The sequence below is a fragment of the Ruegeria sp. YTSA144 genome, assembly GCF_059610125.1.
In genome coordinates this window covers 68,961-95,164 of record NZ_JBXWNA010000009.1, presented here as the reverse complement: position 1 = coordinate 95,164, position 26,204 = coordinate 68,961, and the positions used below count along the sequence as shown (strand labels likewise).

General features: G+C 59.1%; 27 protein-coding genes. 9 read left to right on the top strand and 18 right to left on the bottom strand.

The window, feature by feature from the left end; translation table 11 throughout:
* Window positions 1-14: 14 nt before the first annotated feature.
* The 7 genes from AC2FF8_RS17340 to AC2FF8_RS17310 form a co-directional block, all read right to left on the bottom strand.
* Window positions 15-2,465: a GcvT family protein gene (locus tag AC2FF8_RS17340; RefSeq protein ID WP_496880323.1), complete on the bottom strand. Its 2,451-nt coding sequence runs from the start codon at window positions 2,463-2,465 to the stop codon at window positions 15-17.
* Between the two features lie 15 nt (window positions 2,466-2,480).
* Window positions 2,481-2,861, bottom strand: a complete 381-nt coding sequence (locus AC2FF8_RS17335) for a GFA family protein (RefSeq protein WP_496880322.1) — start codon at window positions 2,859-2,861, stop codon at window positions 2,481-2,483.
* Window positions 2,862-2,865: 4 nt separating this feature from the next.
* Window positions 2,866-3,489 carry a LysE family translocator gene (locus AC2FF8_RS17330; protein ID WP_171726145.1) on the bottom strand — a complete coding sequence of 208 codons (624 nt, stop codon included), beginning with the start codon at window positions 3,487-3,489 and terminating at the stop codon, window positions 2,866-2,868.
* On the bottom strand, window positions 3,489-4,058 hold the full coding sequence (locus AC2FF8_RS17325; protein WP_496880321.1) for a helix-turn-helix domain-containing protein: 570 nt from the start codon (window positions 4,056-4,058) through the stop codon (window positions 3,489-3,491). Before AC2FF8_RS17325 ends, AC2FF8_RS17330 begins: the two co-directional genes overlap by 1 nt.
* A 334-nt stretch (window positions 4,059-4,392) precedes the next feature.
* The gene (locus AC2FF8_RS17320; protein ID WP_496873831.1) at window positions 4,393-5,142 is read right to left on the bottom strand and encodes a hypothetical protein; all 750 of its coding nucleotides are present in this window, start codon (window positions 5,140-5,142) and stop codon (window positions 4,393-4,395) included.
* Window positions 5,143-5,283: 141 nt separating this feature from the next.
* Complete coding sequence (locus tag AC2FF8_RS17315) at window positions 5,284-5,739, bottom strand: GAF domain-containing protein (protein WP_496873830.1); 456 nt, start codon at window positions 5,737-5,739, stop codon at window positions 5,284-5,286.
* 72 nt (window positions 5,740-5,811) lie between these two features.
* The gene (locus tag AC2FF8_RS17310) at window positions 5,812-6,984 is read right to left on the bottom strand and encodes a thiolase family protein (protein WP_496880320.1); all 1,173 of its coding nucleotides are present in this window, start codon (window positions 6,982-6,984) and stop codon (window positions 5,812-5,814) included.
* Window positions 6,985-7,086: 102 nt separating this feature from the next.
* Between AC2FF8_RS17310 and AC2FF8_RS17305 the strand changes: the two genes are divergently transcribed.
* From AC2FF8_RS17305 to ggt, 3 genes are all read left to right on the top strand, one after another.
* A complete protein-coding gene (locus tag AC2FF8_RS17305; RefSeq protein WP_117872067.1) occupies window positions 7,087-7,425 on the top strand; it encodes an STAS domain-containing protein in 339 nt (112 codons plus the stop codon).
* Window positions 7,426-7,446: 21 nt separating this feature from the next.
* The gene (locus tag AC2FF8_RS17300; RefSeq protein ID WP_480685944.1) at window positions 7,447-7,896 is read left to right on the top strand and encodes an ATP-binding protein; all 450 of its coding nucleotides are present in this window, start codon (window positions 7,447-7,449) and stop codon (window positions 7,894-7,896) included.
* Window positions 7,897-8,111: 215 nt separating this feature from the next.
* Window positions 8,112-9,689 (top strand): gamma-glutamyltransferase, encoded by a 1,578-nt coding sequence (ggt, locus tag AC2FF8_RS17295; RefSeq protein WP_496880319.1) that lies wholly within the window; start codon window positions 8,112-8,114, stop codon window positions 9,687-9,689.
* A 35-nt stretch (window positions 9,690-9,724) separates the two neighbouring features.
* Here the strand turns inward: ggt and hspQ are convergent, their stop codons facing one another.
* Window positions 9,725-10,051 carry a heat shock protein HspQ gene (hspQ, locus tag AC2FF8_RS17290; RefSeq protein WP_050604943.1) on the bottom strand — a complete coding sequence of 109 codons (327 nt, stop codon included), beginning with the start codon at window positions 10,049-10,051 and terminating at the stop codon, window positions 9,725-9,727.
* An 80-nt stretch (window positions 10,052-10,131) separates the two neighbouring features.
* Here hspQ and AC2FF8_RS17285 point away from each other — a divergent pair, with 80 nt between their 5' ends.
* Complete coding sequence (locus tag AC2FF8_RS17285; RefSeq protein ID WP_496880318.1) at window positions 10,132-11,013, top strand: AEC family transporter; 882 nt, start codon at window positions 10,132-10,134, stop codon at window positions 11,011-11,013.
* Window positions 11,014-11,073: 60 nt separating this feature from the next.
* Window positions 11,074-11,655, top strand: a complete 582-nt coding sequence (locus tag AC2FF8_RS17280; RefSeq protein WP_170345604.1) for a transglycosylase SLT domain-containing protein — start codon at window positions 11,074-11,076, stop codon at window positions 11,653-11,655.
* 12 nt (window positions 11,656-11,667) lie between these two features.
* Here AC2FF8_RS17280 and AC2FF8_RS17275 read toward each other — a convergent pair whose 3' ends face one another.
* The 4 genes from AC2FF8_RS17275 to AC2FF8_RS17260 form a co-directional block, all read right to left on the bottom strand.
* Window positions 11,668-12,264: a LolA family protein gene (locus tag AC2FF8_RS17275; RefSeq protein ID WP_170345603.1), complete on the bottom strand. Its 597-nt coding sequence runs from the start codon at window positions 12,262-12,264 to the stop codon at window positions 11,668-11,670.
* 39 nt (window positions 12,265-12,303) lie between these two features.
* Entirely contained in the window at window positions 12,304-15,228 is a 2,925-nt protein-coding gene (locus AC2FF8_RS17270; RefSeq protein WP_496880317.1) for a DNA translocase FtsK, read from the bottom strand.
* Window positions 15,229-15,242: 14 nt separating this feature from the next.
* A complete protein-coding gene (locus AC2FF8_RS17265; RefSeq protein ID WP_496880316.1) occupies window positions 15,243-16,424 on the bottom strand; it encodes an aminotransferase class I/II-fold pyridoxal phosphate-dependent enzyme in 1,182 nt (393 codons plus the stop codon).
* A 108-nt stretch (window positions 16,425-16,532) separates the two neighbouring features.
* Complete coding sequence (locus AC2FF8_RS17260) at window positions 16,533-17,861, bottom strand: amidase (RefSeq protein WP_496880315.1); 1,329 nt, start codon at window positions 17,859-17,861, stop codon at window positions 16,533-16,535.
* 52 nt (window positions 17,862-17,913) lie between these two features.
* Between AC2FF8_RS17260 and AC2FF8_RS17255 the strand changes: the two genes are divergently transcribed.
* Window positions 17,914-19,176 (top strand): FAD-dependent monooxygenase, encoded by a 1,263-nt coding sequence (locus AC2FF8_RS17255; RefSeq protein ID WP_496880314.1) that lies wholly within the window; start codon window positions 17,914-17,916, stop codon window positions 19,174-19,176.
* Here the strand turns inward: AC2FF8_RS17255 and AC2FF8_RS17250 are convergent.
* The 4 genes from AC2FF8_RS17250 to AC2FF8_RS17235 form a co-directional block, all read right to left on the bottom strand.
* A complete protein-coding gene (locus AC2FF8_RS17250; RefSeq protein ID WP_480685939.1) occupies window positions 19,173-19,358 on the bottom strand; it encodes a Trm112 family protein in 186 nt (61 codons plus the stop codon). The genes AC2FF8_RS17255 and AC2FF8_RS17250 overlap by 4 nt on opposite strands.
* Window positions 19,355-19,996, bottom strand: coding sequence for an LON peptidase substrate-binding domain-containing protein (locus AC2FF8_RS17245; protein ID WP_496880313.1), 642 nt, complete (start codon window positions 19,994-19,996; stop codon window positions 19,355-19,357). The genes AC2FF8_RS17250 and AC2FF8_RS17245 overlap by 4 nt, the downstream gene beginning before the upstream one ends.
* Before the next feature lie 27 nt (window positions 19,997-20,023).
* Window positions 20,024-20,938, bottom strand: a complete 915-nt coding sequence (gene trxA / locus AC2FF8_RS17240) for a thioredoxin (protein ID WP_496880312.1) — start codon at window positions 20,936-20,938, stop codon at window positions 20,024-20,026.
* 75 nt (window positions 20,939-21,013) lie between these two features.
* Window positions 21,014-21,802 (bottom strand): exodeoxyribonuclease III, encoded by a 789-nt coding sequence (locus tag AC2FF8_RS17235; RefSeq protein ID WP_496880311.1) that lies wholly within the window; start codon window positions 21,800-21,802, stop codon window positions 21,014-21,016.
* A 242-nt stretch (window positions 21,803-22,044) separates the two neighbouring features.
* Here AC2FF8_RS17235 and AC2FF8_RS17230 point away from each other — a divergent pair, with 242 nt between their 5' ends.
* On the top strand, window positions 22,045-22,863 hold the full coding sequence (locus AC2FF8_RS17230; protein WP_480685935.1) for a DUF2189 domain-containing protein: 819 nt from the start codon (window positions 22,045-22,047) through the stop codon (window positions 22,861-22,863).
* Between the two features lie 218 nt (window positions 22,864-23,081).
* On the opposite strand, the gene AC2FF8_RS17225 is transcribed toward AC2FF8_RS17230, so the two are convergent.
* Window positions 23,082-23,768: a response regulator transcription factor gene (locus AC2FF8_RS17225; RefSeq protein ID WP_117872957.1), complete on the bottom strand. Its 687-nt coding sequence runs from the start codon at window positions 23,766-23,768 to the stop codon at window positions 23,082-23,084.
* A gap of 162 nt (window positions 23,769-23,930) precedes the next feature.
* Between AC2FF8_RS17225 and ribA the strand changes: the two genes are divergently transcribed.
* Window positions 23,931-25,022 carry a GTP cyclohydrolase II gene (gene ribA / locus AC2FF8_RS17220; protein WP_170345594.1) on the top strand — a complete coding sequence of 364 codons (1,092 nt, stop codon included), beginning with the start codon at window positions 23,931-23,933 and terminating at the stop codon, window positions 25,020-25,022.
* Window positions 25,019-25,519, top strand: a complete 501-nt coding sequence (locus AC2FF8_RS17215) for a L,D-transpeptidase family protein (RefSeq protein WP_480685934.1) — start codon at window positions 25,019-25,021, stop codon at window positions 25,517-25,519. Before ribA ends, AC2FF8_RS17215 begins: the two co-directional genes overlap by 4 nt.
* Here AC2FF8_RS17215 and AC2FF8_RS17210 read toward each other — a convergent pair.
* Entirely contained in the window at window positions 25,503-26,162 is a 660-nt protein-coding gene (locus AC2FF8_RS17210) for a YggS family pyridoxal phosphate-dependent enzyme (RefSeq protein WP_170345592.1), read from the bottom strand. The two genes, AC2FF8_RS17215 and AC2FF8_RS17210, sit on opposite strands and share 17 nt — an antisense overlap.
* Window positions 26,163-26,204 lie beyond the last annotated feature (42 nt).

Genomic DNA, 26,204 nt, shown 5'->3' with positions numbered 1-26,204 from the left:
GGGGCCTCCTTAGGTCAGGCGCGCAGCCGCTCATTTGCGGGATCCCACAGCGGCTGATCCTGCTGCACCACGGCGCGGCACTTCTGGCCGTAGATTTCCACCTCGAGCTCGGTACCGGGGTTTGCATGTTCTGACTTGATCATGCCCAGCGCGATGGATTTGCCGACACGGTACCCCCATGCGCCCGAAGTGGTCTCGCCCACGATCTGATCGCCCTGCCAGATGCACGACATGTAAGGCGCATCGCAATCACCTGCATCGACAGTCAGGGTGACGAACGACTTCTTCACGCCCTGCTGCTTTTCGTTCAGGATGGCGGCCTTTCCGGGGAAGTCCTGCGGCTTGTCCAGTTTGACAAACCGCTCCAAGCCCGCTTCCAGCAGCGAGTAGTCGGTGCTGAGGTCGCCCTTCCACGCGCGGTATCCCTTTTCGATGCGCAGTGAGTTCAGCGCATACATGCCGAACGGCTTGGCCCCGGCGGCAAGGATCGCGTCATAGATCGCGGGCATGTGCTCGTTCAGCGCATGCACCTCCCAGCCCAGTTCACCGGCGAAGGACACGCGGATCAGGTGGGCGGGTTGCCCGGCCACGGTGGCCGCCTGATGGGTCAGCCAGCCGGCCGAGAGGTCTGCATCGGTCAGGCCCGACAGGATCTCGCGCGATTTCGGCCCGGTCACGATCAGCGTGTCGCGAGTGGTGGTCACGTCCTCGACGGTGACGCCCGCGGGCATCGCGTTCCTCAGGATGTCGCGGTCGTGCCATTGCGCGGTGGCGGCGGTGATCATCACGAAATCATCCTCGCCCAGGCGCATGCAGGACATCTCGGTCAGGATGCGGCCACGGTCGTCGGCGATGTAGACCAGGTTGATCCGCCCCTCCTTGGGCAGGCCACCGGTGACCAGCCCGCGCAGCGCCTCGGCGGCGCCTTCGCCCTTGACGATGAAGCGCGAGAAGCCCGGCAGGTCGAGCACGCCGCAATGGTCGCGCACGGCCTCGCATTCTTCCTTGATCCGCTGCTCCCACGGGCCGGACCGGCCCCAGGTGTGGGTGCCTTCCTCGGAGGTATCGTCGCCCGGCTGCGCGAACCAGTTGGCGCGCTCCCAGCCGTTGTAGACGCCCATGACGCCGCCCAGTTCCCTGACCTTGGCATGCACCGGCGACAGTTTCTTGTCGCGCGCGGCGGGCCATTCATGATGCGGGAAGTGCATGGCGTATTCGTTGCCGTAGACCTCCATGCCCTTTTGATTGCAGTAATCCTGATCGGTGTAGTCGGTATAGCGGCGGGGATCGACGGCCCACATGTCCCATTCGGTGGCGCCATCCACGATCCATTCGGCCAGCACCTTGCCCGCGCCGCCGCCCTGGGCGATACCGAAGGTGAAGGTATGTGCCTCGAAGGCGTTCTTGACGCCCGGCATCGGGCCGATCAGCGGCAGGCCGTCGGGCGCATAGGGGATCGGCCCGTTGATCACGCGGCCCACGCCCGAGGTCGCCATCAGCGGCACCCGCTCCATCGCGTCGGTGACGATGTCCTCGATGCGGTCCAGATCATCGTTCCAAAGCTGGAAGCTGAAATCCTCGGGCATCGGGTCATCCTCGGTCATCCAATGGCCCTTGCAGTTGGGCTCGTAGGGGCCGAGATTGAAGCCGTTCTTTTCCTGCCGCAGGTAGTACGAGACGTCTACATCGCGCAGCAGCGGCAGCTTCCTGCCGCCGTTCTTCTTGGACCATTCTTCAACTTCCGGCACTTCGTCGGTCAGCAGATACTGGTGGCTCATGACCATCGCCGGCACGGTGCGGCCGCCATAGGGTTTGAACCACTCGCCGACGCGTTGCGCATAGTATCCGGCAGCGTTGACGACATAGTCGCAGTCGATGTCACCCTTCTCGGTGTGGACGGTCCAGGTGCCGTCGTCATGCTGGGTGACGCCGGTGGCGGGGCAGAACCGGATGATCTTCTGCCCCATGTCACGCGCACCCTTGGCCAGCGCCTGGGTCAGCTGCGCGGGGTCGATATCGCCATCGGTCGGGTCATACAGAACACCCTCAAGATCATGAGTTTCCAGGAACGGGTAGCGTTCCTTGGCCTGCTCCGGCGTCCACATTTCCATCGGGATTCCCTGATAGCGGCCCATCGACATGGCCCGCTGGAACTCCTGCATCCGCTCTTTGCTGTGCGCCAGACGGATCGAGCCGGACACGTGGTAGTTCATCGGATAGTCGACCTCTTCACCCAGACGCGAATACAGCTCGGTCGAATACCGCTGCATGTTCATGATCGCCCACGAGGTCGAGAAGGTCGGCACGTTGCCCGCCGCGTGCCAGGTCGAACCTGCGGTCAGTTCATTCTTTTCCAGCAGAACGCAGTCGGTCCAGCCTTTCTTGGCCAGATGATACAGCGAGGAAGCCCCCACCACACCGCCACCGATAATGACCACGCGGGCTTTTGTCGGAAAATCACTCATGTGTCTTGGTCCCTGTTACTGTGCCCGTTGGGGCAGATCGTCCGTGATGTCGTAATAGTCGCCCTTGTCAGCCACAAAGATGTGCTTCGAGAGCTTTAGGCCCGTGGGGGCATCGAATGCGCCCATGGAAATCGAAATCGTGTCCTCTTGGTTGTGTTGCCAGAAGAGAAACGAGCCACATTTGCTGCAAAACCCGCGCCGTGCGGTGTCTGACGCGTGAAACCAGTTCAGCGTGTCGCGGGCCGAGAAACTCAGGTTGTCCTGATGGGTCGTGGTCGAGGCCCAGACATGGCCGGATTGCTTTCGGCACTGCCCGCAATGGCAGACCGAAGGCGGAGAAAGGTCTCCGTCGATGGTGAAAGCAACTGAACCGCAAAGGCAGGACCCGCTGTACATAAGACTACCCCCTTGCCGCAGGCGCGGTGCTGGTTCCCAACAACACGCCGTAGATTATGAAACAGGCCGCCATCACCCGGCGCACCCAGATATTGAACACCGCGCCCAGCGCCGCCTTGCCCATCAAGGCGCCCAACACGGTGAAACCGGTATAGCTGAGCGTGGTGATGATCAGCGCGGTTGGCATGATCACGACCATCTGCTGCCAGATTGGAACCTCGGGCTGAACGAATTGCGAGAACGCCGCGAGATATCCGGCGACACTTTTGGGGTTGATCGTGGCCACTGCCAGCGCGTGCAAATAAACGTGCCGGGCCGGGCGCTCTGAAACCGGTGCGGGCTTTGTTGCGTTCATCCACCCCCGCACGCCCAGCCAGATCAGAAAGCCCGCTCCGACCAGCTTGGCCATGAAGAAACCGGTCGGAGAAGCGGCAATCAGGGCTGTGACGCCCAGCGCGGACAGGATCAAAAACATGCTGGCCTGTGTCAGGATGGCCAATACACCCATCATCGCCTTTGGAAATGGCAGGCTCATCCCGTTCGAGATGCAGTTGACCGCGTTCGGCCCCGGAGTGGTGACGAATACCACCCAGAACAGCGCGAATATGGTCCAGGCCTCGAAGCTCATCAGTACACCGGCGGAGCAATGACCCAGATGGCCACGGCAGGCTCATCATAGGGGTTGGCCCATTGATAAGGTTCGTGTTTGATCCGAAAGCTGTCACCAGGCCCCACCAGGAAGTCACGCGCCCCGATCGTCAGGTTCAATCGACCCGAGATCATATAGCCCACTTCCTGCGTCGGGCGATTGGCTGGCGTCTGCATCCGTGAATGTGGCTCGAAAGTGGAATGCACCATCTCGAAATCATCGGTCAGATCCGGCGACAGCAACTCTTCGATCAGCCCTTCTTCGCCCGACCCCATCGGGCGACGCGACCCGGCGCGCACAACGTAGCCCTGTTCGTCTGCGGGGGCAGCGGAATGCGCAAACAGCATCGACATTGGCACGCCGAGGCATTCGGCAATCTGGCGCAGGTCCGAGATTGAAGGCTCGGACAAATCGCGCTCAACCTGGCTCAACCAACCGACAGAGCGATCCAGCCGAGTTGCAATCTCGGTCAGGGTCAACCCTCGGGCCTTGCGCAAGGCCCTCAGGTCAGCACCAAGGGTCGCGCTTTGGGGGGCTTGGCTGTTCACAGGCCGCTCCGAATCTCATGAAATTCTTCCTTCGTTTTTCACGATGAAGCAAGACGGTGAAATTTCCAAGCGTTTTTTCACGCCCGGTTTCAATGGGGCGTTGGTCATCACTTCGTACCGACAACAGAATTGAGGACCAGCAGGCACGGAGGCCCTTGAAACATCAGAAAAACCGCAGGTACGCAGCAGCCGGATATCAGTGTTTGCCGTACAAGGGCTTCATTTCAAAAAGACAGCACATATCGTTCCCCCGTCGCGCTGCGGCGACATGGGAAATCCTTGGCAACAGAGACAGGTCTTGAATGAGCGTGAACCGTGCAAAGCCCGCCCGGGATTAGAATTGAAGACCGGCAAAAACCTTCACTTCATCCAACACATGTTGAGGCCAACGACGGGTGAAACTGTCAGCAATCGTTTCACGCTTTTCCGGCTCAAGCCCGGCGAGCAAGCTGGGAAAGCGGCGGCGGTTTCTGGGCAGCGTCCACATTTCGATGTCATTTTCAAAACAGTAGCGGGCAAAACGCACATCGACAAACTTCTCGCTGCCCTCCATGTAATCCAGTGCTGGGAACAGCGACCCGGACAACATGACGGTTCCGGTTCCCAGCTGGTGCACCCTGGTCGAGTAGGTCAGCCGTTGGTTCATACGCAACAACGTGCGCTGCCGTATGGACTTGGGCGTCGGGTTTGTAAATGTCGTGGCGTGATAACCGAAGACGCGCTTTTCCAGCCCGACGCCCCGCGCCCGGCGTATGGTCTGACGGACATAGTTGTCCGCATATTCGATATCATCGTCGACCAGAAAAACGGTGTCTTCCGGATCAGGTTGAAAAATGAACTTGCCAACATCCTTGTAATCCCGGTCGGGAATCACGGCGGTGACGTTGTCGAACTCGCCCAGAAAATCGGGAACTTTCTGGTATTCGTTCAGGCAGATGAAAACTCTGTCGACCTGATGCGCGATGCTTGCCACCGAATGGGGCAATACGCCGATGCGATCCGGGAATGTCGCCATATGGGCGCGTCTGATCCCTTTTGGAGGCGCTTCATCCGCGACCGTCGGATTGATGTCAGACTCTTGCATCCCTGAGAAACACCCCAAAACGAAACTTCGCTATGGATTTTGATAGGAGATCGTTTCCAAGCCTGCAAGACGAAGTCAGACGGGCCGTTCAATCCCTCGGGAATCCCTCGGGTTGATGCACATCCGCAACGACCGCAGCGGTCAGTGCCTCGCAAACACGGCAGTCAGAATGCCTTCCAGGTTTTGCGCATCCTGTTGCGTGAAAGCATCCGGCTGGTCGCTGTCAATGTCAAAAACGGCGATGACTTTTCCCGACGAATCCCGCACTGGCAGAACCAGTTCGGACCGGGTTGAGCTGGCGCAGGCGATGTGACCCGGAAATGCATCGACATCCGGCACCAGCTGCGTTTCGCCCGTTCTTGCGGCAGCACCGCAGACGCCCCGTTCAAACGGGATGACCAAACACCCATGCCCACCCTGATAGGGGCCGATCTTCAGAACGCCCGGTTCGGTGACACGATAAAACCCGGTCCAGTCAAAACGATCGTCGGAATGGTGAACCTCGCAGGCGACAGTTGCCATGAGAGCAACATGATCCGTTTCACCTTCGGTCAGGGCCGCGATGGTCTTGGCAAGCGTTTCATAATCGGCAGTCATTGATTGCAACCCCTTCGGATGGTGGGGGGCACGGCCCCCGAGCCCCCGGAGTATTTGGAAAAAGATGAAGGGTCAAACGCGTTCAATGGCAATGGCCGTGCCTTCACCCCCGCCAATGCAGATTGCCGCGACACCCCGTTTGAGGTTTCGTTTTTCCAGCGCATTCAACAACGTAACGATGATGCGGGCACCAGAGGCACCGATGGGATGACCCAGGGCACAGGCGCCGCCATTCACATTCACCCTGTCTCGCGGCAAGCCCATTTCGTGCATGAAAGCCATCGGAACAACCGCGAAGGCCTCGTTCACTTCCCACAGGTCGACGTCATCCTTGCTCCAGCCAATGCGCGACAACAGCTTCTGCGCCGCCGGGACCGGAGCCGTCGTGAAAAGGCCGGGGGCCTGAGCATGGCTCGCATGACCCAAAATCCGGGCCCGAACCGTCATGCCCTGCGCTTCGGCGGCCTCTGCCGACGCGAGAACCAGCGCCGCCGCGCCATCCGAAATCGAAGACGAGTTGGCGGCCGTCACTGTACCGTCCTTGCGAAATGCAGGCTTCAGCGTCGGGATCTTCTCGGGGCGGGCGGATTTTGGCTGCTCATCTGTCTCCAGCAGAATTTCACCCTTGCGCGTCCGGACCGTAACGGGCGCGATTTCCTGATCGAATGCACCACTTTCCTGCGCAGACAGCGCGTTGGACAAAGATTGCAGCGCGTATTCATCCTGTGCTTCACGGGTGAACTGGTACGCCTCGGCACAATCTTCGGCGAAGGTCCCCATCAGACGGCCCCTGTCATAGGCATCTTCAAGGCCGTCGAGGAACATATGATCAACCACCTGGCCGTGGCCAATGCGGGCGCCGCCGCGCATCTTGGGCAGCAGATACGGCGCGTTGGTCATGCTTTCCATGCCGCCCGCAACCATCGTATCTGCGTGACCCAAGGCAATTTGGTCAAAGGACATCATTGCGGCCTTCATCCCCGAACCACACATTTTGTTCAGCGTGGTGGCGGGAACCTCTTCGCCCAATCCTGCCGCGAATCCGGCCTGCCGCGCAGGTGCCTGACCCTGCCCGGCCGGCAAAACGCAACCCATCAGCACTTCGTCGACTGTCTGTACCCCTGCCTGTTGCAAAGCCGCGCGGATCGCTTCGCCCCCGAGGTCAGCCGCAGCAACACCGTCAAACATGCCCTGAAACCCGCCCATCGGTGTACGGGCAGCCCCTGCTATAACAACGTCTCTCATCCGGGTTTTCCTCCTGCTTTCCGGCCCTTGAATACCGAATGGTAAGAATTGCCGTCTAGCGTATTTCTACGACTCAATTTCAGTTTGGAAAGCGGCAGGATCATGGGGCTGACCAGCAAGACAACCGGCGAAACTCAGATCATCACCGTTCATGCCGACCGGATCGATGCTGCAATGGCCATTCAGTTCAAGGAAGACATGCGCGCCAATACCGAGGACAGCGCTCATCGCGTTGTTCTGGATCTGTCCGATGTCGAGTTCATTGACTCCAGCGGTCTGGGTGCAATCGTTGCCTCAATGAAACAGCTGGGAAAGGACCGGAGGCTTGATCTGGCCGGGTTGCAGCCAGTGGTCGAAAAAGTCTTTCGCCTGACACGCATGGATACGGTTTTCAGGCTTTTTGAAACACTGGATGACGCGTTGTCAGAGACGGACGCCTGACGGCAGCAGGGGATAGATGGCGTGGAGCCGATTGAAAACAAGACCTGTCTGGAATTGACCTTCCCTGCGACGGAATCAGAGGCCAGTGTGGGCATTGCAAAGCTCAGCGTCGGTCTGGCGGAACGGGGGTTGCCCCCCCATAAAGCCGATGATGTGAAGATTGCATTGGCTGAAGCCATCAACAACGTCGTGGAACACGCTTACAATGGCATCGCCGCGGCCAAGGTTCAGGTCACCTGCCGGCTGGACAGGGATCTTCTGGACATCTTGATCTCGGATACGGGGCGCCCGCTGCCTGGATACCGGCTTCCGGATGGCACCCCTGCTCCAATTGGAACGGATCTACAGGACCTCCCCGAAGGCGGGTTCGGCTGGTTCCTGATTCATCGCCTCACCAGTGATATCCGGTACGAGCGGCGCGGTGGATGCAATCGTCTGTCCCTGCGGTTTGACTTTGAATCCAACGGGTGATCGACCGCAATTGGTCACAATAAGGTCATTTTCGAAACATTGTCGCGCCGCAAACAACCGCCATACAGTGACTCGTAGCTCAGATAGCTTCCCTCGGCGCCACATATCACAGCCCCCACCCAGTGAATGGCGCCGAGGAACTTCCCCCCCGAAACTGCTGGACAATCGCTGATCAGTGAATAGCTTTCTCTTGTTCCACAGAGAGAGAATTCGCCATGCGTGATCTGCATAGCCCGGGCCGATCCGAAGTTTTTGCCACGCAAGGCATGTGCGCAACGTCGCATCCGCTGGCGGCAAAGGTGGCCATCGATATCTTGGGCCAGGGCGGCAACGCGATGGATGCCGCGATCGCCGGGGCTGTTCTTCTGGGGATTTGCGAACCTCAGATGACCGGATTGGGCGGCGATTGCTTCGTTCTGTTCAATCGTGCCGGCGAAAGCAGGATACGCGCGCTCAACGGATCAGGTCGCGCACCGGCTGCCGCGCAATCCCAGATGTTGCGCGATCAGGGCCTGTCATCCGTACCTTTGGATGGGCCGGATGCCGTGACCATTCCCGGAGCCGTCGATGCCTTCTGCCACCTGGCCCAGACCGAGGGTCGCCTGGGGTTGGGCGCGATTTTGAACCCGGCGATTCATTATGCTGAAGCGGGTGTTCCGGTGGCTCCCCGTGTCGCTTTCGATTGGAAATCGGGGGCCGCAACACTTCAGGGCGCCGCCCGCGACCACTATCTGATTGACGGGCAAGCCCCGTCGATCGGGCAGGTTTTCCGTGCGCCGGGACAGGCTGAGGTATTGCGCCAGATCGCGGCCCACGGGCGCGACGCGTTCTATTCAGGTGAAATCGCCGATGATATGATTACCGCACTTTCGGAAAGGGGTGGTGTCCATTCCGCTGAGGATTTTCATCACACAAGATATACCGAAACGCAGCCGATACATGGGGCCTACAAAGGCGTGGATTTGGTGGAACATCCACCGAACGGCCAGGGCGCAACCGCGATTTTGCTGCTGAATATCCTCAAGCACTTTGACATGGCCTCGATGGATCCATTCGGAGCGGAGCGTATTCATATCGAAGCCGAGGCCACCAAACTGGCCTATGACGCTCGAAACCGGTTCATCGCGGATCCCGACCACATGGCAAGAATGGAGCACTTTCTGGATCCGGATATCGCTGCCAGATTGGCTGCTTTGATCGATCCCCAAAAGGCGATGCCTGCTGCGGCGCCTCTGACCGAAGCGGTTCACAAGGACACGGTTTACATCACCGTGGTCGACCGCGACCAAATGGCTGTTTCGCTGATCTATTCGATCTTTCACAGCTTTGGATCCGGTATCGCGTCGGAAAAATACGGCATATTGCTGCAAAACCGCGGGGCAGGATTCACATTGCAGCCCGGCCACCCCAACGAACTGGGCGGCGGCAAACGCCCGATGCACACGATCATTCCGGGAATGTTGGCACAGGACGGTCGGGTCACGATGCCGTTTGGAGTGATGGGCGGTGCCTATCAGCCAACCGGACACGCGCGTTTCGTGTCAAATCTTACCGATTTCGGGCTTGGGTTGCAGCAAAGCATCGATGCGCCGCGTGCCTTCTTTGACGGATCGGTTCTGAAACTGGAGCGCGGGTACAGCGAGGCGATTGCGAAACAATTGTCCGATATCGGCCACAAAATTGAAGTACCGGAAACACCACTTGGCGGAGCGCAAGCGATCCGAATCCGAAACGACGGCATTTTGGAAGGCGGCAGCGACCCACGTAAGGATGGCTGTTCGCTTGGATACTGATCTGCGGCAGACCTACGCCCGCCGGTTCGGTTCCGCTAGTTCAGGTGGAAATGCAGGGGGTATGCACCATCTTCGAACGGTCCGAACATGTTGGGTATATCCGGGTGCTCGACCGGTTCTCCTGAATAGTCGGCAACAAGATTTTGTTCTGAAACATAAGCAACATAGAAGGATTGATCGTTCTCGGCCAGCAGGTGATAGAACGGTTGCTCTTTCCTTGGGCGGCTGTCTTCCGGAATGGCTTGATACCATTCTTCGGTATTCGAAAACTCGGGATCCACGTCAAAAATCACCCCTCGAAAAGGGTGTTTCTTGTGACGAACCACCTGGCCCAAGCCGTATTTTGCACGTGTCTTTAGCATTGTATCAGCCCCCACCGCTTTTTTTACCCGTTTCCGGGCGGAAAAGCCAATCATTGATGTGAAAATCAGGGAAACAGTCTGTGAACCTTATACTGACAGTGTTCGAAATCGTGGCGCCGGTTTTTCTATTGGCGGCTGTTGGTTTTAGCTGGGTCAAGCTGGGTTTCGAATACCGCCTGCAATTCGTCACCCGTTTTGCAACGATGCTGGCGATGCCCAGCCTGATCTTTGTTGCCCTGATGCAAACCGAGATCCCGGGCAATGATCTGTCACGCTTCACAATGGCGACACTGGTCGCAAATCTGCTGCTGGCAGTGTTGTTCTGGCTGATCGTTCGAGGGTTGAGACTGGACCCGCGAACGTATCTGTCACCTTTGATTTTCGGCAATACCGGCAATCTGGGCCTGCCGCTGTGTATCTTTGCCTTTGGACAGGTCGGCCTGGGGTATGCAGTCATCTTTCTGTCAGTTACTGCACTGTTTTCTTTCACTTACGGGATTTATCTGGTCGCCGGTAAAGGTGCGTGGGGACAGGTTGCGCGCCAACCAATGGCCTGGGCGACGATCCTTGGCGCAGTGTGTCTGTCGCAGGGGTGGCAGACGCCGACATTTCTGACCAGCACGCTGGAGCTTTTGGGGCAAATGGCCGTCCCGCTGATGCTGGTCACATTGGGTGTGGCAATCGCCCGCCTGACCTCGCACAGCCTGGGGCGGGCGCTGTGGCTGTCGACGCTGAAACTGGCGGTGTGCTTTGCGCTGGGATGGGGAATCGGACGATGGTTTGATCTGGATACGATCGCATTTGGCGTTCTGGTTGTTCAGATTTGTACGCCGGTTGCCGTAACCTCTTACCTGTTGGCCGAACGGTTCGGGGCCGATTCCGACGCCGTCGCCGGCATGGTCATGGTGTCCACCGTACTTTCCGTGGCGGCGTTACCGGCTGTTCTGGCCATCATTTTATAGCGATTGTGATTTCCTCAGCGCTCAATCTGCGCTAGAATAAGCAAAAAAGGCACAAGGCACATGAGCAGAATTCTTTTCGTACTCCTTGGGGTGCTGCTTCTGGCATCCTGTGGGGGCGGTTCCAAACAGCCGCCCAGCAGATTGAACGACGCGTGCAGCATTGCGCGTGAAAAACCCGACTTTATCAAGGCCTTCAAGAATACCGAGCGCAAATGGGGCGTTCCGGTTCACGTTCAGATGGCGACCATCTATCAGGAAAGCCGGTACAAGCATGACGCGCGCACGCCACACAGATATGTTCTGGGCGTGATCCCGATGGGCCGTCAAAGCAGCGCTTACGGCTATGGTCAGGCACTGGACGGGACGTGGGAACAATATCAGCGCGAAACAGGAAAACGTCGGGCCAAACGGGATCGCATCCGCGACGCCTCGGATTTCATCGGCTGGTACATGAACAAAAGCTACGAGCGCAACGGCATCCATCCCAGCGACACGCGCAATCAATACCTGGCCTATCACGAAGGCCATACAGGGTACGCGCGCGGCAGCTACAACAACAAATCCTGGCTGTTGAACGTTGCAAATGACGTGGACGCGCGCGCGCGACTATATCAGGCTCAGTTGGCGAACTGCCGGTACTGAAGCGTCAGCGGGTCAGCGATTTCCTGACCCGCTTCTCTTTTTGTCCGAGAACAGCTTCTGATCAAGGCGACCGCCTTCATTCAGGGCGCCCAGCAATACCGTTGTCTGGCTGCCTGCATTGTCGTGAATCACCCATTTGCGCAGCTCGACCGGATTGTCCGTGAACATCAGTTCGATCCGGCCCGCTTCGGGGTTTTTGGGATCCTGCGCCGTGACAACCGTGGCCGTCCCGTCAAAGCTGTGACCTACGACCATATTCGCCTGGCTCAGGTTCACGTTGCGCGCCAGCACGATGGACAGGGGCGTGCGCTTAAGCGGGTATTGCTCGGGCGGCTGATTCGATTTCGGATCAAAGATCTGAACACTTCCGGATCTCGCCAGAACCACGGCACTGTTGGGCGGGTCATATTCAAACCGCATCTTGCCGGGGCGCTGCATCCACAGCTTGCCGGTGCTCAGCGAGCCATCGTCATTCACCTGCGTGAATGTCGTCTGAACCGTCTTCAATCCGTTCAGGTAGTTGGAAATCTGTGAAAGCGGCAGTTTCTCCGCCGCCCATGCGGCGGGTGCGGCCAGTGTCAAAGCAAGGGCAAAAGCAATCTGTTTCATGCCGTACAGATAGGTCTTCTGCCCTTGTTATTAAATATCTTACTGTTCGGGGACGAGGATTTCGCGTTTCCCCACATGATTTGCTGACGAAACAACACCTTCGTCTTCCATTTGCTCAACAAGCCGTGCAGCTTTGTTGTAGCCGATGGCAAGTTTTCGCTGGATGTACGAGGTCGAGCATTTGCGATCCTTGATCACGATTGCCACCGCCTGATCGTAGAGCGCATCCTCCCCGTTCGTATTGCCACCTGTGTTCAACCCCAGAACGGCATCGATATTGTCGGCCTTATCTTCGGCCGGGCCATCCAGCACCGTGCTGACGTAATCCGGCGGGCCGAACTGTTTCAGGTGGTTGACGACTTCCTCGACCTCTTCATCCGACACGAACGGCCCGTGGCAGCGGGTAATCTTGGCACCGCCAGCCATGTAGAGCATGTCGCCCTGCCCCAGCAGCTGTTCGGCGCCCATTTCACCCAGAATGGTGCGGCTGTCGACTTTCGACGTTACCTGGAACGAAATCCGCGTTGGGAAGTTCGCCTTGATCGTACCGGTGATCACGTCGACCGAGGGGCGCTGTGTGGCCATGATCAGGTGAATGCCCGAGGCCCGCGCCATCTGCGCCAGACGCTGGATGCAGGCTTCGATTTCCTTTCCCGCCACCATCATCAGGTCGGCCATCTCATCGACGATGACGACGATATAGGGCATCGCTTCGGGCGCGAATTCTTCCGTCTCGAATGTGGGTTCTCCGGTTTCATCGTCAAACCCGGTTTGAACCGTGCGGCTGAACATTTCACCCTTGGCCAGCGCATCCTTCACGCGCCCGTTGTAACCCGCGATGTTGCGGACGCCCATCTTGGACATCTTGCGATAGCGGTCCTCCATCTCGCCCACGACCCATTTCAGTGCGACCACCGCCTTTTTCGGGTCGGTCACGACCGGCGACAGCAGGTGCGGGATGCCGTCATAGACCGACAGTTCCAGCATCTTGGGATCGATCATGATCAGACGGCATTCATCCGGCGTCAGCTTGTACAGCAGTGACAGGATCATCGTGTTGATTGCCACCGATTTACCTGACCCGGTGGTGCCCGCAATCAGCAGGTGCGGCATCTTCGCCAGGTTCGCCACGACGGATTCGCCGCCGATATCCTTGCCCAGGGCCAACGGCAGCGCCTGGTTGCCATCGCCAAAGTCACGGCTGGCCAGGATTTCGCGCAGAACCACCATTTCGCGGTTTTCGTTCGGCAGTTCGATACCGATCACCGAACGCCCCGGCAGGGTCGAAACCCGCGCCGACAGGGCCGACATCGAGCGTGCGATGTCGTCGGCCAGGCCGATCACACGGCTTGCCTTCAGACCCGGAGCGGGCTCCAGCTCGTACATGGTCACAACCGGGCCGGGGCGAACGCTGACGATCTCGCCCTTGACGCCGTAATCATCCAGAACGTTCTCCAACATCCGCGCGTTTTCTTCCAAGGCTTCATCGCTCAGATGATGGCGCTGAATGCTGGCCGGATTCGACAAAAGGCCCAGAGGTGGCAGTTCGAAATCCGAGTGCCGCTCTTCAAAGGACAATGCGGGCTGCGCCTCGGCCTGTGCGCGGCGAGACGGCTGCGGTGTGCGGCGTATCGGTTGTGCGACCACGGGCTTGCGCGGTTCGACCACCGGGATTTTCATTGCCGGGCGCGGTTGCCGAACAGCTTGTTCGACATCCTCGAATACCTCGGCGTCACCCTCGTCCAGTTCGGGCGCATAGGGGGTCTGCATGGGCGCGGGCGCGTTTTCAACCAGTGCGGAGTCTTGCGACTCTGGCTTGTCACCCGCTGTTATGGGTGGCTCGGGCGGCAGCCCTGCTGCTGTCACCGGCGGTTCCATCGGCAAGCCATCGGGCTGGCTTGTGTTCAGAATCAGCGGCCCCGGGCGGCGGCCACGGCCTTTGGTCAGCGGAAGGTTCGGGTCGGGTTCGGGCGTCACCTCACCGGTGGCCACTTTGCGATTGCGCACAGCGGCCGAGATTTTCGACCGGATGCGATCTTCCCCCGGCATTTCGTCGAAACCCGCGATCGGTTCCGGATCGACCAGCTCTGGCTCGGGCATGGGATCGGGGCGCCTGATGAGTGACGGCATGCGCGCCAACAGGCCGGATTTGACCGGAGGTTCGGGACTTTCCAGTTCAGGTTCTTCAAAGATTGGATCGGCATAAGCCAGATCATCCTCGAACACGGCCTCGGCCGCCGCGCCACGTGCAAGTTTGCGCTCTTCCCATTGCGCGCGGCGATCTCGCGCAGCTTGCGCTGCCGAGGCTGCACCACGGCCCATCAGGGTCATCAGCATGTCGTATGCCATGACGAGACCCAGCAGGAAGGCTCGGAAGCCTTTTTTCACATCAGCTTTGGTGAAGCCCAGAACAAATATGCCCAGCGCGATCATCCCGACCGCCATGGCAAGCGACATCAGCTTCACCAGAAAATGGGACGAAATCGGCAGCAGCGTCAGCAACGCGCCCATGACCGTATCGCCGAACAATCCGCCCAGACCATAGCTGTGGGTCGCGCGCCAGTCTGCGCCAGGAACGAGGGTTGCGGCGTACACCGAGACGACGGCGATCCAGATCGGCGCAAAGATCAGACGCGCAATCGCGCGATCTTCCCCGAAATGGCCCGCAAACCGAACCCCCCAACCGATCAGAACCAATGCGATGCCCCAGCTTCCCCAGCCGACGATCATGAACAAGGGAGCGGCGATCGAGGCCCCAATCCGCCCCATCCAGTTTTGCACCGGTGCGTCGGTGGACACCATCCAGTTTGGATCATCAGGTGTGTAGGACCAGATCATCGCGGCCGCAGCCAAACCCAGCAGGATCAGGGCGATGCCAATCAGTTCCTTGCTGCGTCGCTCCAGGGCTGCCTGCGTTGTGCTGTCCAGCAATGGATCGCGGTTACGCGCGTTGTATGATGCCATTTTGCCCTCGTACCTCACGAATAGATGCAGTCGCGGAGTGTGATCAGACCACGCTGCAACTCTGTTTTTGGGGCCACCAATGCAGCCCGAATAAATCCTTCGCCCGGGTTCTTTCCCGGATCGCCTTGTGAAAGATATGCGCCCGGCAGGACCCGGACGCCGGTTTCCTTCCAGACTTTCAATGCAGTGTCTTCACCATTCTCGACCGGCAGCCACAGGAAGAATCCGGCCTCGGGCGGCATATAGCCCTGCACGCCTGCGAATACCTCATCCGCTATGGCGTATTTTTCCTGATACAGCGCGCGGTTTTCGCGAACGTGTTCCTCATCCGCCCAAACCTTTGCCGCGGCAGCTTGCAAGGGCAGAGGCAGAGGCGACCCGGCATAGGTGCGCAACTGCTTGACCTGTTTGATCGACTTTGGACCACCTGCGACAAGTCCCGACCGCAAGCCGGCCAGATTCGAACGTTTGGAGAGCGAGTTGAACAGCGTGATCCTTTCAGGATCAGCGCCCAGGTCCCGCGCGACGGTCAGAATACCTGTCGGGGCCTCTTCACGGTAAATCTCGGAGTAACACTCATCCGCAAAAATGCGGAAATCGTACTGCTCGGCCAGACGGATCAGGTCGGCCCAATAATCGCGCGAGGCAACGGCCCCCTGTGGATTGGCCGGTGAACAGATATAGGCCACGGCGGTGCGGTTCAGCACGTCCGCAGGCAGGCCGGTATAATCCGGCAGATGGCCCGTCGCGGCGGTGGCTGGCACGAAGTATGGCTGCGCGCCGACCGACAGCGAGGCGACCATGTAAACCTGGTAAAACGGGTTCGGGCACAGGATGATCGGCTGCTGACCATTCTTCTGTTCCGGGCACAAAGCCATGGCGGCGTTGTATAGCCCCTCGCGCGTGCCGTTCAGCGCCATTACGTTGGCATCAGGGTCCATCTGAACCCCATATCTCCGCTTGATCCAGCCCGTGATCGCACTGCGCAGGTCATCCGACCCTTCGTTCGGGGGATATCCCTGGAACCCGGCGGCGTTTTCCATGATGACATCCGTCACCCAGGCCGGAAATTCATGTGTCGGCGCACCAATGGTCATATGAATGACGTCACCGCCCGGCTGGTGATGATCCAGCAGGGCGCGCAGACGCGGGAATGCATAAGCCGGTAGGTTCGAAAACCGCTCGGGGAAAACCATAATACTGCCTCAATATCGGGGTCATTGGCGCCCCGTTTTTTTGGCAGATTACAGTCCGTATGCCTCTTCGTCCAGACAAAGAGGTTCCGAATCAGGGGATTGTGGCATTCAGGCCAGCACCGATTCCGTTGCCGAACCAAGCCGCAACAACGCCTCTTCCGAGCCGGGATAGCCCAGCATCATCAACCCGCAACCGGGGGTTCCGGTGGGCAGGCTCAGCGCTGCAAGCCCCATCAGATTGCCAATCCGCGTGTTCCGCAGGGCCAGAAGATTCTCAGTCACGTAGTAGTCGTGATCGCTGAGCAAGCGCTCCAGATTGGGCGGCAAAATCGGCGCTGTCGGCGCCAGAACCGCATCAAACCCGGCGGTTGCCGCGTCCCAGGCGCTGCGGCACGCCTTGAGCTTGGCCCAGGCGGCCACATAGTCGGGGCCCGAATACCCCATGCCAATGCGGAAGCGTTCGAGTATCTCGGGATACATCGCGTCGGGATTGGCCTCGATCACATCGCGCCACAGCCCATAGGCCTCGGTCGTGTATACGATGCTGGTCAACGTCATGGCCTCGTTCAACTCGGGCACTTCCAACGGCACGATCTCGGCCCCCGCGTCCGCAAGTTTGGCAACGGCTTCGTCATATGCTTTGCGCGGTGTGTCGCGCAGATCGTCTTTGGCGATGTTCTGCAAATCGGCAAAACGGCGTCCTTTCAGCGAAGCGCCACGCAGATCGGCAGGCGTCCCCCCCTCGAGCAGAGCCAGAACATGCGCCGCATCCTCGACCGAACGCGCCACAGGTCCAACCGTGTCAAACCGCAGGCAAAGCGGTACCACACCTTCCAGGCTGAGCCGCCCCGCAGTGGTTTTCAGCCCCACCAGATCATTCCATGCCGCCGGGATACGCACCGACCCGCCCGTGTCCGAGCCGATGCCACACGCCGCCAACCCCCAGGCGACCGAGGCCGCCGCCCCTGAAGACGACCCCCCGGGCACTGCTGCCTCGTCATGAATGCAGGGCGGGGTTTCGGTGATCGGATTCAACCCGAGGCCGGAAAAGGCCAGCTCGCTCATATGCGTCTTGCCCAGACAAACCGTTCCCATCTGAGTCGCGTTGCGCAGCACCAGAGCATCCGCTTCCGGTACGCGATCCTTCAACAGAGCCGAACCGGCCTCGGTCACGGTGCCGGCGGTGTCGAACAGGTCTTTCCAACTGATCGGGACCCCGTCCAGCAACGACCGGCGCAGGCCCAGTTGCGCGCGTTGCCGAGCGGCTTCAGCCTCAGCCCGGGCACGGTCATGGGTGACGCGGGCATAGATGCGGTCCCGATGCGGATGAGCGTCAATAGCGGACAGGTAGGTTTCCGTCAGTTCGACCGGATCGATCTGGCCCATGCCAATGCCACGGCCCAAATCACACGCGGTCATGGTCAACCAGTCCTGCATCTCATCCCTCCTGATTTTTAGGCTTTGGGTGACGGTAGCGACAGGACTGCACATGGACAATCCCGAAAGGGCGCGCATATTGCAGGGCATGACACAGGCTTCTGACATTCTGATCGTGGGCGGCGGGTTGAACGGCCCTGCTTTGGCGCTGGCACTGGCACAAACCGGTCATTCGGTCACGGTGATCGATGCGCTGGTCGAAAAGGCGCGCAAGAACGCGGCATTCGACGGGCGTGCCTATGCGCTGGCTCTGGCCTCACAGCGGTTGTTGGATGCCATCGGTATTTGGGACCGCGTCGCGCAGCACGCCCAACCGATGCTGGAAATCAAGGTCACAGATGGTCATGCCGGAACAGGACCATCGCCTTTTTTCATGCATTTCGACCATGCCGAGATCGAAGAAGGCCCGATGGGGTACATGGTCGAGGATCGCCACCTGCGCCGTGCTTTTCTGGACGCGATGGCCGAAGAGCCGCGCATCACCCAGGTAAGCGGCAAATCCGTCGTTTCGCAACAGGTCGACACTGCCAACGTGACCGTGACGTTGGATGACGGCACAACCCTGGGCGGCAGCCTGCTGGTTGGCTGTGACGGTCGCCGCAGCGGAACCGCGTCTCGGGCCGGCATCAAACGCACCGGTTGGGATTATGGCCAGACGGCATTGGTCTGCGCCATCGAACATGAGCTGCCACATAATGGCATTGCGCATCAGTTTTTCATGCCACCGGGTCCGCTGGCGATTCTGCCGTTGACCGGCAATCGCAGTTCCATCGTCTGGAGCGAACGCACGGACACCGCACAGCACATCAACGCCCTGCCCGAAGATGATTACGTGCAAGTGCTACGCCCGCGATTTGGCGATTTTCTTGGCGAAATCAGTCTGGCGGGTGATCGTTTCACTTATCCGCTGAACCTGACCATCGCCAATGCCTTCATCAGTGATCGCATGGCGCTGGTTGGGGATGCCGCGCACGGAATGCACCCCATTGCCGGTCAGGGCCTGAATGCTGGCCTGCGCGATGTCGGCGCTCTGGCTGAAGTTCTGACTTTGGCGGGACGGCGCGGCGAGGATATCGGCTCGCTCATGGTGCTGGAGCGCTATCAGGAATGGCGCCGTTTCGACACGGCCTCGCTGGCAATGGCGACAGATGTCTTCAACAAGATGTTTTCAAACGACAATCCGTTGCTGCGCCTTGGTCGTGACATTGGCATGGGGGTTGTCGGCGCTTTGCCCGGGCTGCGTCGCGGTTTCGTTCGCGAGGCTGCCGGGCTGACCGGCGATCTGCCCAAGCTGTTGCAAGGGCGCCCGATTTAATCCAGCTGCCGGGCCTCGTCGACCAGCATGACCGGAATCCCGTTGCGGATGGGAAAAGCCAAACCCGCCGCTTTTGAAACAAGTTCCCGCCTTTCGGCGTCATAGTGCAGGGTCGTATGTGTCTGCGGGCAGATCATCGCCTCGAGCATGTGGCGATCAAAGACGTGTTCAGGGTCGGTCATTGCAGTTTTTCCTCATTCGATCCGCCTCGCATGGCGAATTCAATCAGCGTCACCAACGTCTCGCGCCGGGTGCGCAGGCAAGGGGCTTCCAGCAGGGCCTGTTTGTCCTCGGGGTCGAAATCCAGAAGCATCGACAGAGAATTCACCAAAAGCTCATCCTCGGCATCTTTGAGCGAATCCCAGTCGGTGGACAATTGACGGGATGAAAAGAAACGCTCCAGCAATGTCAGGAACTTTGCGCGGTCGAACCCGTTGTCTTTCTCGGCCTTTCCCAGATCACGATCGAACCCGTCCCACGAGACCGCACACCTCCGGTAGGGCGTGAACGCGTCCAGCTCTGACAGGACCCTGAACCGGGATATACCGGTCAACGTGATCAGATACCGGCCATCTTCGGTTTCCGAAAACTGCGTCACCCGCCCTGCGCATCCAATACGGTGCAGTTTGTCCTCGTCTTTGACCGAAGGATTCGGCTGAACCATTGCGATCAACCGTTCCTTGGTTTTCAGCGCGTCGTCCAGCATCTGAAGATAGCGCGGCTCGAATATGTGAAGCGGCAAGCGCGAGCGGGGCAGCAGCAGTGCCCCGGGCAATGGAAAAACGGATACCGTATCCGGCAGGTCGGCGGGGTGCATCATGTACCCAATTCTAGCTCTGATGAGAGATTAGGCAAATATCATCGAACTGAGTTTGCGACGTCCGTTCAGAACAATCGGGTCATTGGCCTTGAGCGCATCGAAGATGGTGAAAAGCTGTGTCTTGGCCGCGCCCTCATTCCATTCACGATCCCGGCGGAACAGCTCCAGCAATTGTGCCACGGCTTCTTCCACATTGCCGTTCGCGTGCAGCGCCTGGGCCAGATCAAAGCGGGCCTGATGGTTGTCCGGATCCGCCTCGACAGCCGCCATCAGCTCGGCGACGGGGCCGGCATCTGCCGCCTGCTTGGCAAGTTCCAGCTGCGCATGTGCGGCTTCCAGCTCGGCCGATGTGGATATCTCGGCCGGAGCGCCGTTCAGGATCGCCTCTGCCTGCTCCAGATCACCGGTGGCGATATGCGCCCGCACCAGCCCGCCATAAGCCGCGGCGTGGTTCGGATCTTCACCCAGAATCGCGGCAAAGGTCTGAGCCGCGTCCGCGGCAGCACCTTCGGCAAGCATTTCCTCGGCAGCCTGCACGGCATCATCCAACTGGCCGCCCGGGCTTTCACCGCCTGCGGCTTCGATCACACGGTCCACGAAAGCCTTGATCTCGGATCCCGGCAACGCGCCTTGAAACCCGTCCACCGGCTGACCCTTGAAAAAGGCATAGACGGTCGGGATCGACTGGATGCGCATTTGCGCGGCAATTGTCTGCGCCTCATCCACATTGATCTTGACCATCTTCACCGCGCCTTTCGCGGCTGACACAGCCTCTTCCAGCATCGGGCCAAGGGTTTTGCACGGGCCACACCAAGGTGCCCAGAAATCGACGATCACAGGTGTTTCCTGCGAGGTTTCGACCACATCGGCCATGAAAGTGGCCTCGGTCCCGTCTTTGATCAGATCGGTTGCTGGGGCGTCTCCGCCGTTCAGAAGGTCCATGGCAATCACTCTTTCGTTCGAATTTGCGCCCTATATGCAGTCGCTGGCCGCGGAAACCAAGGGCTGAGTTGCAGATCAGACGTCGAAACTGGCAAAGACCGGAGCGTGATCGCTGGGTTTTTCCCATCCACGGGCGTCCCTCAGGATGCGGCTGGAATGGCCCGCGTTCGAGATATCGGCCGTGGCCCAGATATGGTCCAGCCGGCGCCCCTTGTCTGCCGCATCCCAATTCCGGGCGCGATAGGACCACCAGCTGTAAAGCTGCCCTTCCGGAATATCCTGACGGGTGATATCGACCCAGCCGCCTGCTTCCTGTGTCTCGGCCAGATGCTCGACCTCGACGGGCGTGTGCGAGACGACCTTCAGCAGTTGTTTGTGTGACCATACATCATCCTCACGCGGGGCGATGTTCAGATCACCGACAAGGATGGATTTAGCCGGCTTTTCCGCACGGAACCAATCGCGCATATCAGTGAGATAGTCGAGCTTCTGGCCGAATTTCTCATTGACGTCCCGGTCCGGCACGTCGCCGCCCGCCGGGACATAGAAGTTGTGGATCGTGACACCGTTTTCCAACCGCCCGGCAATGTGGCGGGCATGTCCGAGGCCTGCAAAATCCTTGTCACCCACCTCTTCCATCGGCAGGCGCGACAGGATGGCGACGCCGTTGTAACCCTTCTGCCCCCGCGCGATCATGTGCCTGTAACCCAGTTCGGCAAACCCTTCGGTCGGGATCTTCTCAACCGGTGATTTGCACTCTTGCAGGCACAATACGTCAGGGGCTTCTTCTTGCAGCAATTTCAAAACGATAGGCTCACGCAGGCGAACGGAATTGATGTTCCATGTGGCAAGGGTGAAAGGCATGTCGGGGATTCCTTTGTCGCGATTGGCGCAGGTTAGCGTGGCACAAAGCCAGTTGCCACGAGAAAAGGCGGCTTCATCCCTAGACTATCCGTCGGCAGGTCAACGAGCTTCGCCGTCGAGCTTCCTCTTGCCCTGATACCTCGCCTGATGCAGACTTGTGTGCGAATGAGGAATGTCTGTTTCACCGCTGGGTCTGTTCGCGAACAGACCGGCCCGGCACGATGCTTTGGGAGGAGTGTGTCATGGCATCCGAATCCGCAGGTTCTACGCCGCCGGAAAACCTGACGCCACAGCAGCAGACCATGCCCAATGTCAACAGGGTCACTGTAGATGATATCACAGCGTCACTGAAGGCAGGGTTTTCCGACTTTCTGGCCCGCCCTGTCATGAGCGGTTTCTTCGGCCTTTTCTTTGCGGTTTTCGGAATTCTGTTGGTTTGGGCCCTGATCTGGCTTGGCCAGATCTGGATGATTATCCCTGCCATTGTAGGCTTTCCGCTGATCGCCCCTTTTGCCGCCGCCGGGCTTTATGAAATGTCGCGCCGCTTGCAGAAAGGCGAAAGCTTTGGCTGGTCTGAAATCCTGACCGTTATGGCCAATCAACGCAAACGCGAAATGGGCTGGATGGCCTTTGTCACTCTTTTCATTTTTTGGGTATGGATTTACCAGGTTCGGCTTTGGCTGGCGATCATACTCCAGAACGCATCCTTTTCGGATTTCGACGGGTTTTTGAACGCCGTATTCTTCACACCGCAGGGTTGGATATTCCTTGCCGTAGGCACCTGTGTCGGCGCATTCCTGTCGGCCGTTCTGTTTTCGGTGACCGTCGTCGCCATGCCCTTGCTGCTGGACCGGGAAACCAACTTCATTTCCGCCATGTTGACCTCTTTGCGCGTCGTATCCGAAAGCCCGGTGGTCATGCTGGGCTGGGCGGCGATCATCTCGGTCACCATGTTGTTGTCGCTGGTTCCGGCGTTTCTGGGTCTGGTTTTCACCCTTCCGATCCTTGGCCACACCACGTGGCACCTTTATCAGCGGGCCGTTGCTCCCGTGGAAGAGTGACCCGCCGCAGAGCTCATTGTTCTATTTTGGGCCAAAAATCGGTCAGTGCTGCTTTCTGTCTTGCGTAGCAGCCCCCCTTCAGCACCGAAAAAAAGCCGGGCCATTCGGCCCGGCAGTCCAACAGGGAGGTACATGTCATGACCCGGACATGCACGGGTTGGGAGTAACCTAATTATGAGTTCAGAGTATCACTTTGATCCACATCAATCCACAACCAGTTAAGACACGAGCCTATATCCACCCGATTCTGTGACCAAAAGGCGCGCATTGGACGGATCGGGCTCGATTTTCTGACGCAAACGGTAGATGTGGGTTTCCAGCGTATGCGTCGTGACACCGGCATTGTATCCCCAAACTTCATGCAGCAGCACATCCCGCGCCACGACGCCATCGGTCGAACGGTACAGGAACTTGAGGATGTTGGTTTCCTTCTCGGTCAGGCGGATCTTGCGGTCTTCTTCCGTGATCAGCATCTTCATCGCTGGTTTGAACGTATAGGGGCCAAGAACAAATACCGCGTCCTCGGATTGTTCGTGCTGCCTCAGCTGAGCGCGGATACGGGCCAGCAAAACCGGGAATTTGAATGGTTTGGAGACATAATCGTTCGCGCCGGCGTCCAAGCCAAGGATCGTATCGGCATCGCTGTCATGACCGGTCAGCATCAGGATCGGGCTTTTGACACCCTGTTTGCGCATCAGGCGGCACAGTTCCCGCCCGTCGGTATCGGGCAGACCCACATCAAGAATGACCAGATCATAGATCGCTTCGCGTGCGCGCTCCATCGCGGACTGGCCGTCTGACGCTTCGAAAACGTCAAAGTCTTCGGTCATGACAAGTTGTTCGCTGAGCGCCTCGCGCAGATCCTCGTCATCGTCCACCAACAGGATTTTCTTGAGTTGAGCCATTTCCCGATCCTCCAAACGCTTTTCCATCACTTGCGCGCGGAATATGCAATCAACAAGATTTGCTGCAACGGTTTCACGCCTTCGTGTCAGAGTTGGCAGAATTGTTTCACATTTCCTTTCGAAACAGCTAGGAGAAAAGCTGAGCGTTATAGGGTAACATAGATGAGTCTCATTCCCGATATCACCGAACTTCTGGCCAGGGCCCGGGCCGATCTGCGCATGGGCGTTCCAGTGGTGCTGACCGATGACAGCGGCTTTAGCGTTGTGGCGATCTCTGCGGAAACGCTCAGCCCACAGCGCCTGGCTGATCTGAAAAAGCTCGGGGAACCGGTGGTGGCCATTACCGGGCGGCGGGCCGAAACACTCAAAGCGCGTGCCTATGACGGTGATCTCGCACGGGTTTCGATTCCCGCCGATGCAGACATCACATGGGTGCAGGCGGTTGCCGATCCCTCGGACGATCTGAGCGCGCCGATGAAAGGGCCGCTGATGACCGAGCGCCACGGTAACGCCAATTTGCACCGCATCGCGATTGCGTTGGCCAAGTCCGCTCGCATTCTTCCCGCCGCGGTCGTCGTGCCGGTCGAAGACGGTCGGGCCTTTGCCGTATCGCACGGCCTGACCTGCATTGATCACACACGCGCCGCCCCGCATCTGGCGGACCGCAGCGCCTTGCATGAAGTGGTCGCCGCCCGCCTTCCGATGGAAGTCTCCGAGGCCGGTCGCCTGCATGTTTTCCGCCCCGAAGATGGCGGAGAAGAGCATTACGCGGTCGAAATCGGCCGCCCGGATCGGGACAAGCCGGTTCTGGCCCGGTTGCATTCTGCCTGTTTTACGGGCGATCTGATGGGCAGCCTGAAATGCGACTGCGGTCCGCAACTGCGCGGCGCGCTGGCACAAATGGGGGCCGAAGGGGCAGGAGTTCTTCTGTACCTGAACCAGGAAGGGCGCGGTATCGGGCTGGCCAACAAGATGCGCGCCTATTTTCTCCAAGATCAGGGCTTTGACACAGTAGAAGCAAACCACAGGCTGGGTTTCGAGGATGATGAGCGCGATTTCCGACTCGGGTCGGATATCCTGAAATCGCTGGGTTTCAACTCGGTGCGCCTGCTGACCAACAACCCCGCCAAGATCTCGATGATGGAACGCACGGGGATCGCCGTGACCGAGCGCGTTCCTTTGAAAGTGGGCGAAACCGCGCATAACCGGGGATACCTGGCCACGAAAGCCGCGAAATCCGGGCACTTGCTGTGACCCCAAGTGATTTGGTTCTGACCCCGAACGGCGTTCGGTTTCTGGGCAGAACGTTTCCGTGTTCCATTGGCAAAGGCGGATTGAGCAACACGAAACACGAGGGTGACGGGGCGACACCTACCGGATGCCATCGAATCGTCGGCATGCTCTATCGGCCCGACCGGCTGGTCGCCCCCAACTTCTGGGCGATCCCGATTGGGCCGCAGGACTTGTGGTCGGATGACGTCGAGGACAGCCGCTACAATCACATGGTGCCCGCCCCTTATGCGTTCAGTCATGAAAAACTGCGCCGGGCTGATCCGCTTTACGATCTGGTTCTGTTGACCGACTGGAACTGGCCGAATGCGGTTCCCGGCAGGGGATCGGCAATTTTTCTGCACCAGTGGCGCAGGCCCGGCTACCCGACCGAAGGTTGCATCGCCTTCCGTCGGGACCATTTGCACTGGATTGCAGGGCGAATCTCTCCTGGAACGCGCCTGATCATCCCAGAGGTTTGACCCGCTCGCCGAAAATGGCCGACCCGACGCGGACATGGGTCGCGCCCAAGGCGATGGCCTGCTCGAAATCACCGCTCATACCCATCGACAAGCCCTCAAGCCCGTTGCGTGCGGCGATCTTGGCCAAAAGTGCGAAATGAAGTGTGGGTTCTTCATCGACCGGCGGGATGCACATCAACCCGCGCACCGGAAGGTCCAAAGACTGGCATTCCGCGATGAACCCGTCCGCGTCCGCGGGAAGAACGCCGGCCTTCTGCGCTTCTTCACCCGTATTGACCTGAATGAACAAGTCGGGGCAGTATCCCAACTCTTGCGCCAGCCGCGCCAGGGTTTTGGCCAGTTTGGGGCGATCGACCGAATGGATCGCATCACACAGTTCCATCGCCTGCCTGGCTTTGTTGGTCTGCAACGGGCCGATGAGATGCAGATCGACGGCATCGAACTGCTCTTTGAAAGCGGGCCATTTGCTGGCCGCCTCCTGTACGCGATTCTCACCAAAACACCTGTGCCCCTGCTCAAGAACGGCCTGAACCCGTTCGTTGGGCTGCACCTTGGAAACGGCAATCAATTTGACCGAACCGGCCTGCCGTTGTGCTTTGGCTTCGGCTTTGGCGATACGCGCGGTGATCTCTTGCAACGACATGGGGCCCTCAATCTGTCTTTGGCGCAGAAAAACACCAAGTCG

Bases quoted from the DNA above. Each gene is read 5' to 3' on its own strand.
- AC2FF8_RS17340 (WP_496880323.1), bottom strand. From the start codon at position 2,465: ATGAGTGATTTTCCGACAAAAGCCCGCGTGGTCATTATCGGTGGCGGT.
- AC2FF8_RS17330 (WP_171726145.1), bottom strand. From the start codon at position 3,489: ATGAGCTTCGAGGCCTGGACCATATTCGCGCTGTTCTGGGTGGTATTC.
- ribA (WP_170345594.1), top strand. From the start codon at position 23,931: ATGAGTCTCATTCCCGATATCACCGAACTTCTGGCCAGGGCCCGGGCC.
- ggt (WP_496880319.1), top strand. From the start codon at position 8,112: ATGCGTGATCTGCATAGCCCGGGCCGATCCGAAGTTTTTGCCACGCAA.
- AC2FF8_RS17225 (WP_117872957.1), bottom strand. From the start codon at position 23,768: ATGGCTCAACTCAAGAAAATCCTGTTGGTGGACGATGACGAGGATCTG.
- trxA (WP_496880312.1), bottom strand. From the start codon at position 20,938: ATGGACCTTCTGAACGGCGGAGACGCCCCAGCAACCGATCTGATCAAA.
- AC2FF8_RS17210 (WP_170345592.1), bottom strand. From the start codon at position 26,162: ATGTCGTTGCAAGAGATCACCGCGCGTATCGCCAAAGCCGAAGCCAAA.
- AC2FF8_RS17235 (WP_496880311.1), bottom strand. From the start codon at position 21,802: ATGCCTTTCACCCTTGCCACATGGAACATCAATTCCGTTCGCCTGCGT.
- AC2FF8_RS17270 (WP_496880317.1), bottom strand. From the start codon at position 15,228: ATGGCATCATACAACGCGCGTAACCGCGATCCATTGCTGGACAGCACA.
- AC2FF8_RS17250 (WP_480685939.1), bottom strand. From the start codon at position 19,358: ATGACCGACCCTGAACACGTCTTTGATCGCCACATGCTCGAGGCGATG.
- AC2FF8_RS17310 (WP_496880320.1), bottom strand. From the start codon at position 6,984: ATGAGAGACGTTGTTATAGCAGGGGCTGCCCGTACACCGATGGGCGGG.
- hspQ (WP_050604943.1), bottom strand. From the start codon at position 10,051: ATGCTAAAGACACGTGCAAAATACGGCTTGGGCCAGGTGGTTCGTCAC.
- AC2FF8_RS17335 (WP_496880322.1), bottom strand. From the start codon at position 2,861: ATGTACAGCGGGTCCTGCCTTTGCGGTTCAGTTGCTTTCACCATCGAC.
- AC2FF8_RS17305 (WP_117872067.1), top strand. From the start codon at position 7,087: ATGGGGCTGACCAGCAAGACAACCGGCGAAACTCAGATCATCACCGTT.
- AC2FF8_RS17275 (WP_170345603.1), bottom strand. From the start codon at position 12,264: ATGAAACAGATTGCTTTTGCCCTTGCTTTGACACTGGCCGCACCCGCC.
- AC2FF8_RS17320 (WP_496873831.1), bottom strand. From the start codon at position 5,142: ATGCAAGAGTCTGACATCAATCCGACGGTCGCGGATGAAGCGCCTCCA.
- AC2FF8_RS17255 (WP_496880314.1), top strand. From the start codon at position 17,914: ATGGACAATCCCGAAAGGGCGCGCATATTGCAGGGCATGACACAGGCT.
- AC2FF8_RS17230 (WP_480685935.1), top strand. From the start codon at position 22,045: ATGGCATCCGAATCCGCAGGTTCTACGCCGCCGGAAAACCTGACGCCA.
- AC2FF8_RS17245 (WP_496880313.1), bottom strand. From the start codon at position 19,996: ATGATGCACCCCGCCGACCTGCCGGATACGGTATCCGTTTTTCCATTG.
- AC2FF8_RS17260 (WP_496880315.1), bottom strand. From the start codon at position 17,861: ATGCAGGACTGGTTGACCATGACCGCGTGTGATTTGGGCCGTGGCATT.
- AC2FF8_RS17315 (WP_496873830.1), bottom strand. From the start codon at position 5,739: ATGACTGCCGATTATGAAACGCTTGCCAAGACCATCGCGGCCCTGACC.
- AC2FF8_RS17265 (WP_496880316.1), bottom strand. From the start codon at position 16,424: ATGGTTTTCCCCGAGCGGTTTTCGAACCTACCGGCTTATGCATTCCCG.
- AC2FF8_RS17280 (WP_170345604.1), top strand. From the start codon at position 11,074: ATGAGCAGAATTCTTTTCGTACTCCTTGGGGTGCTGCTTCTGGCATCC.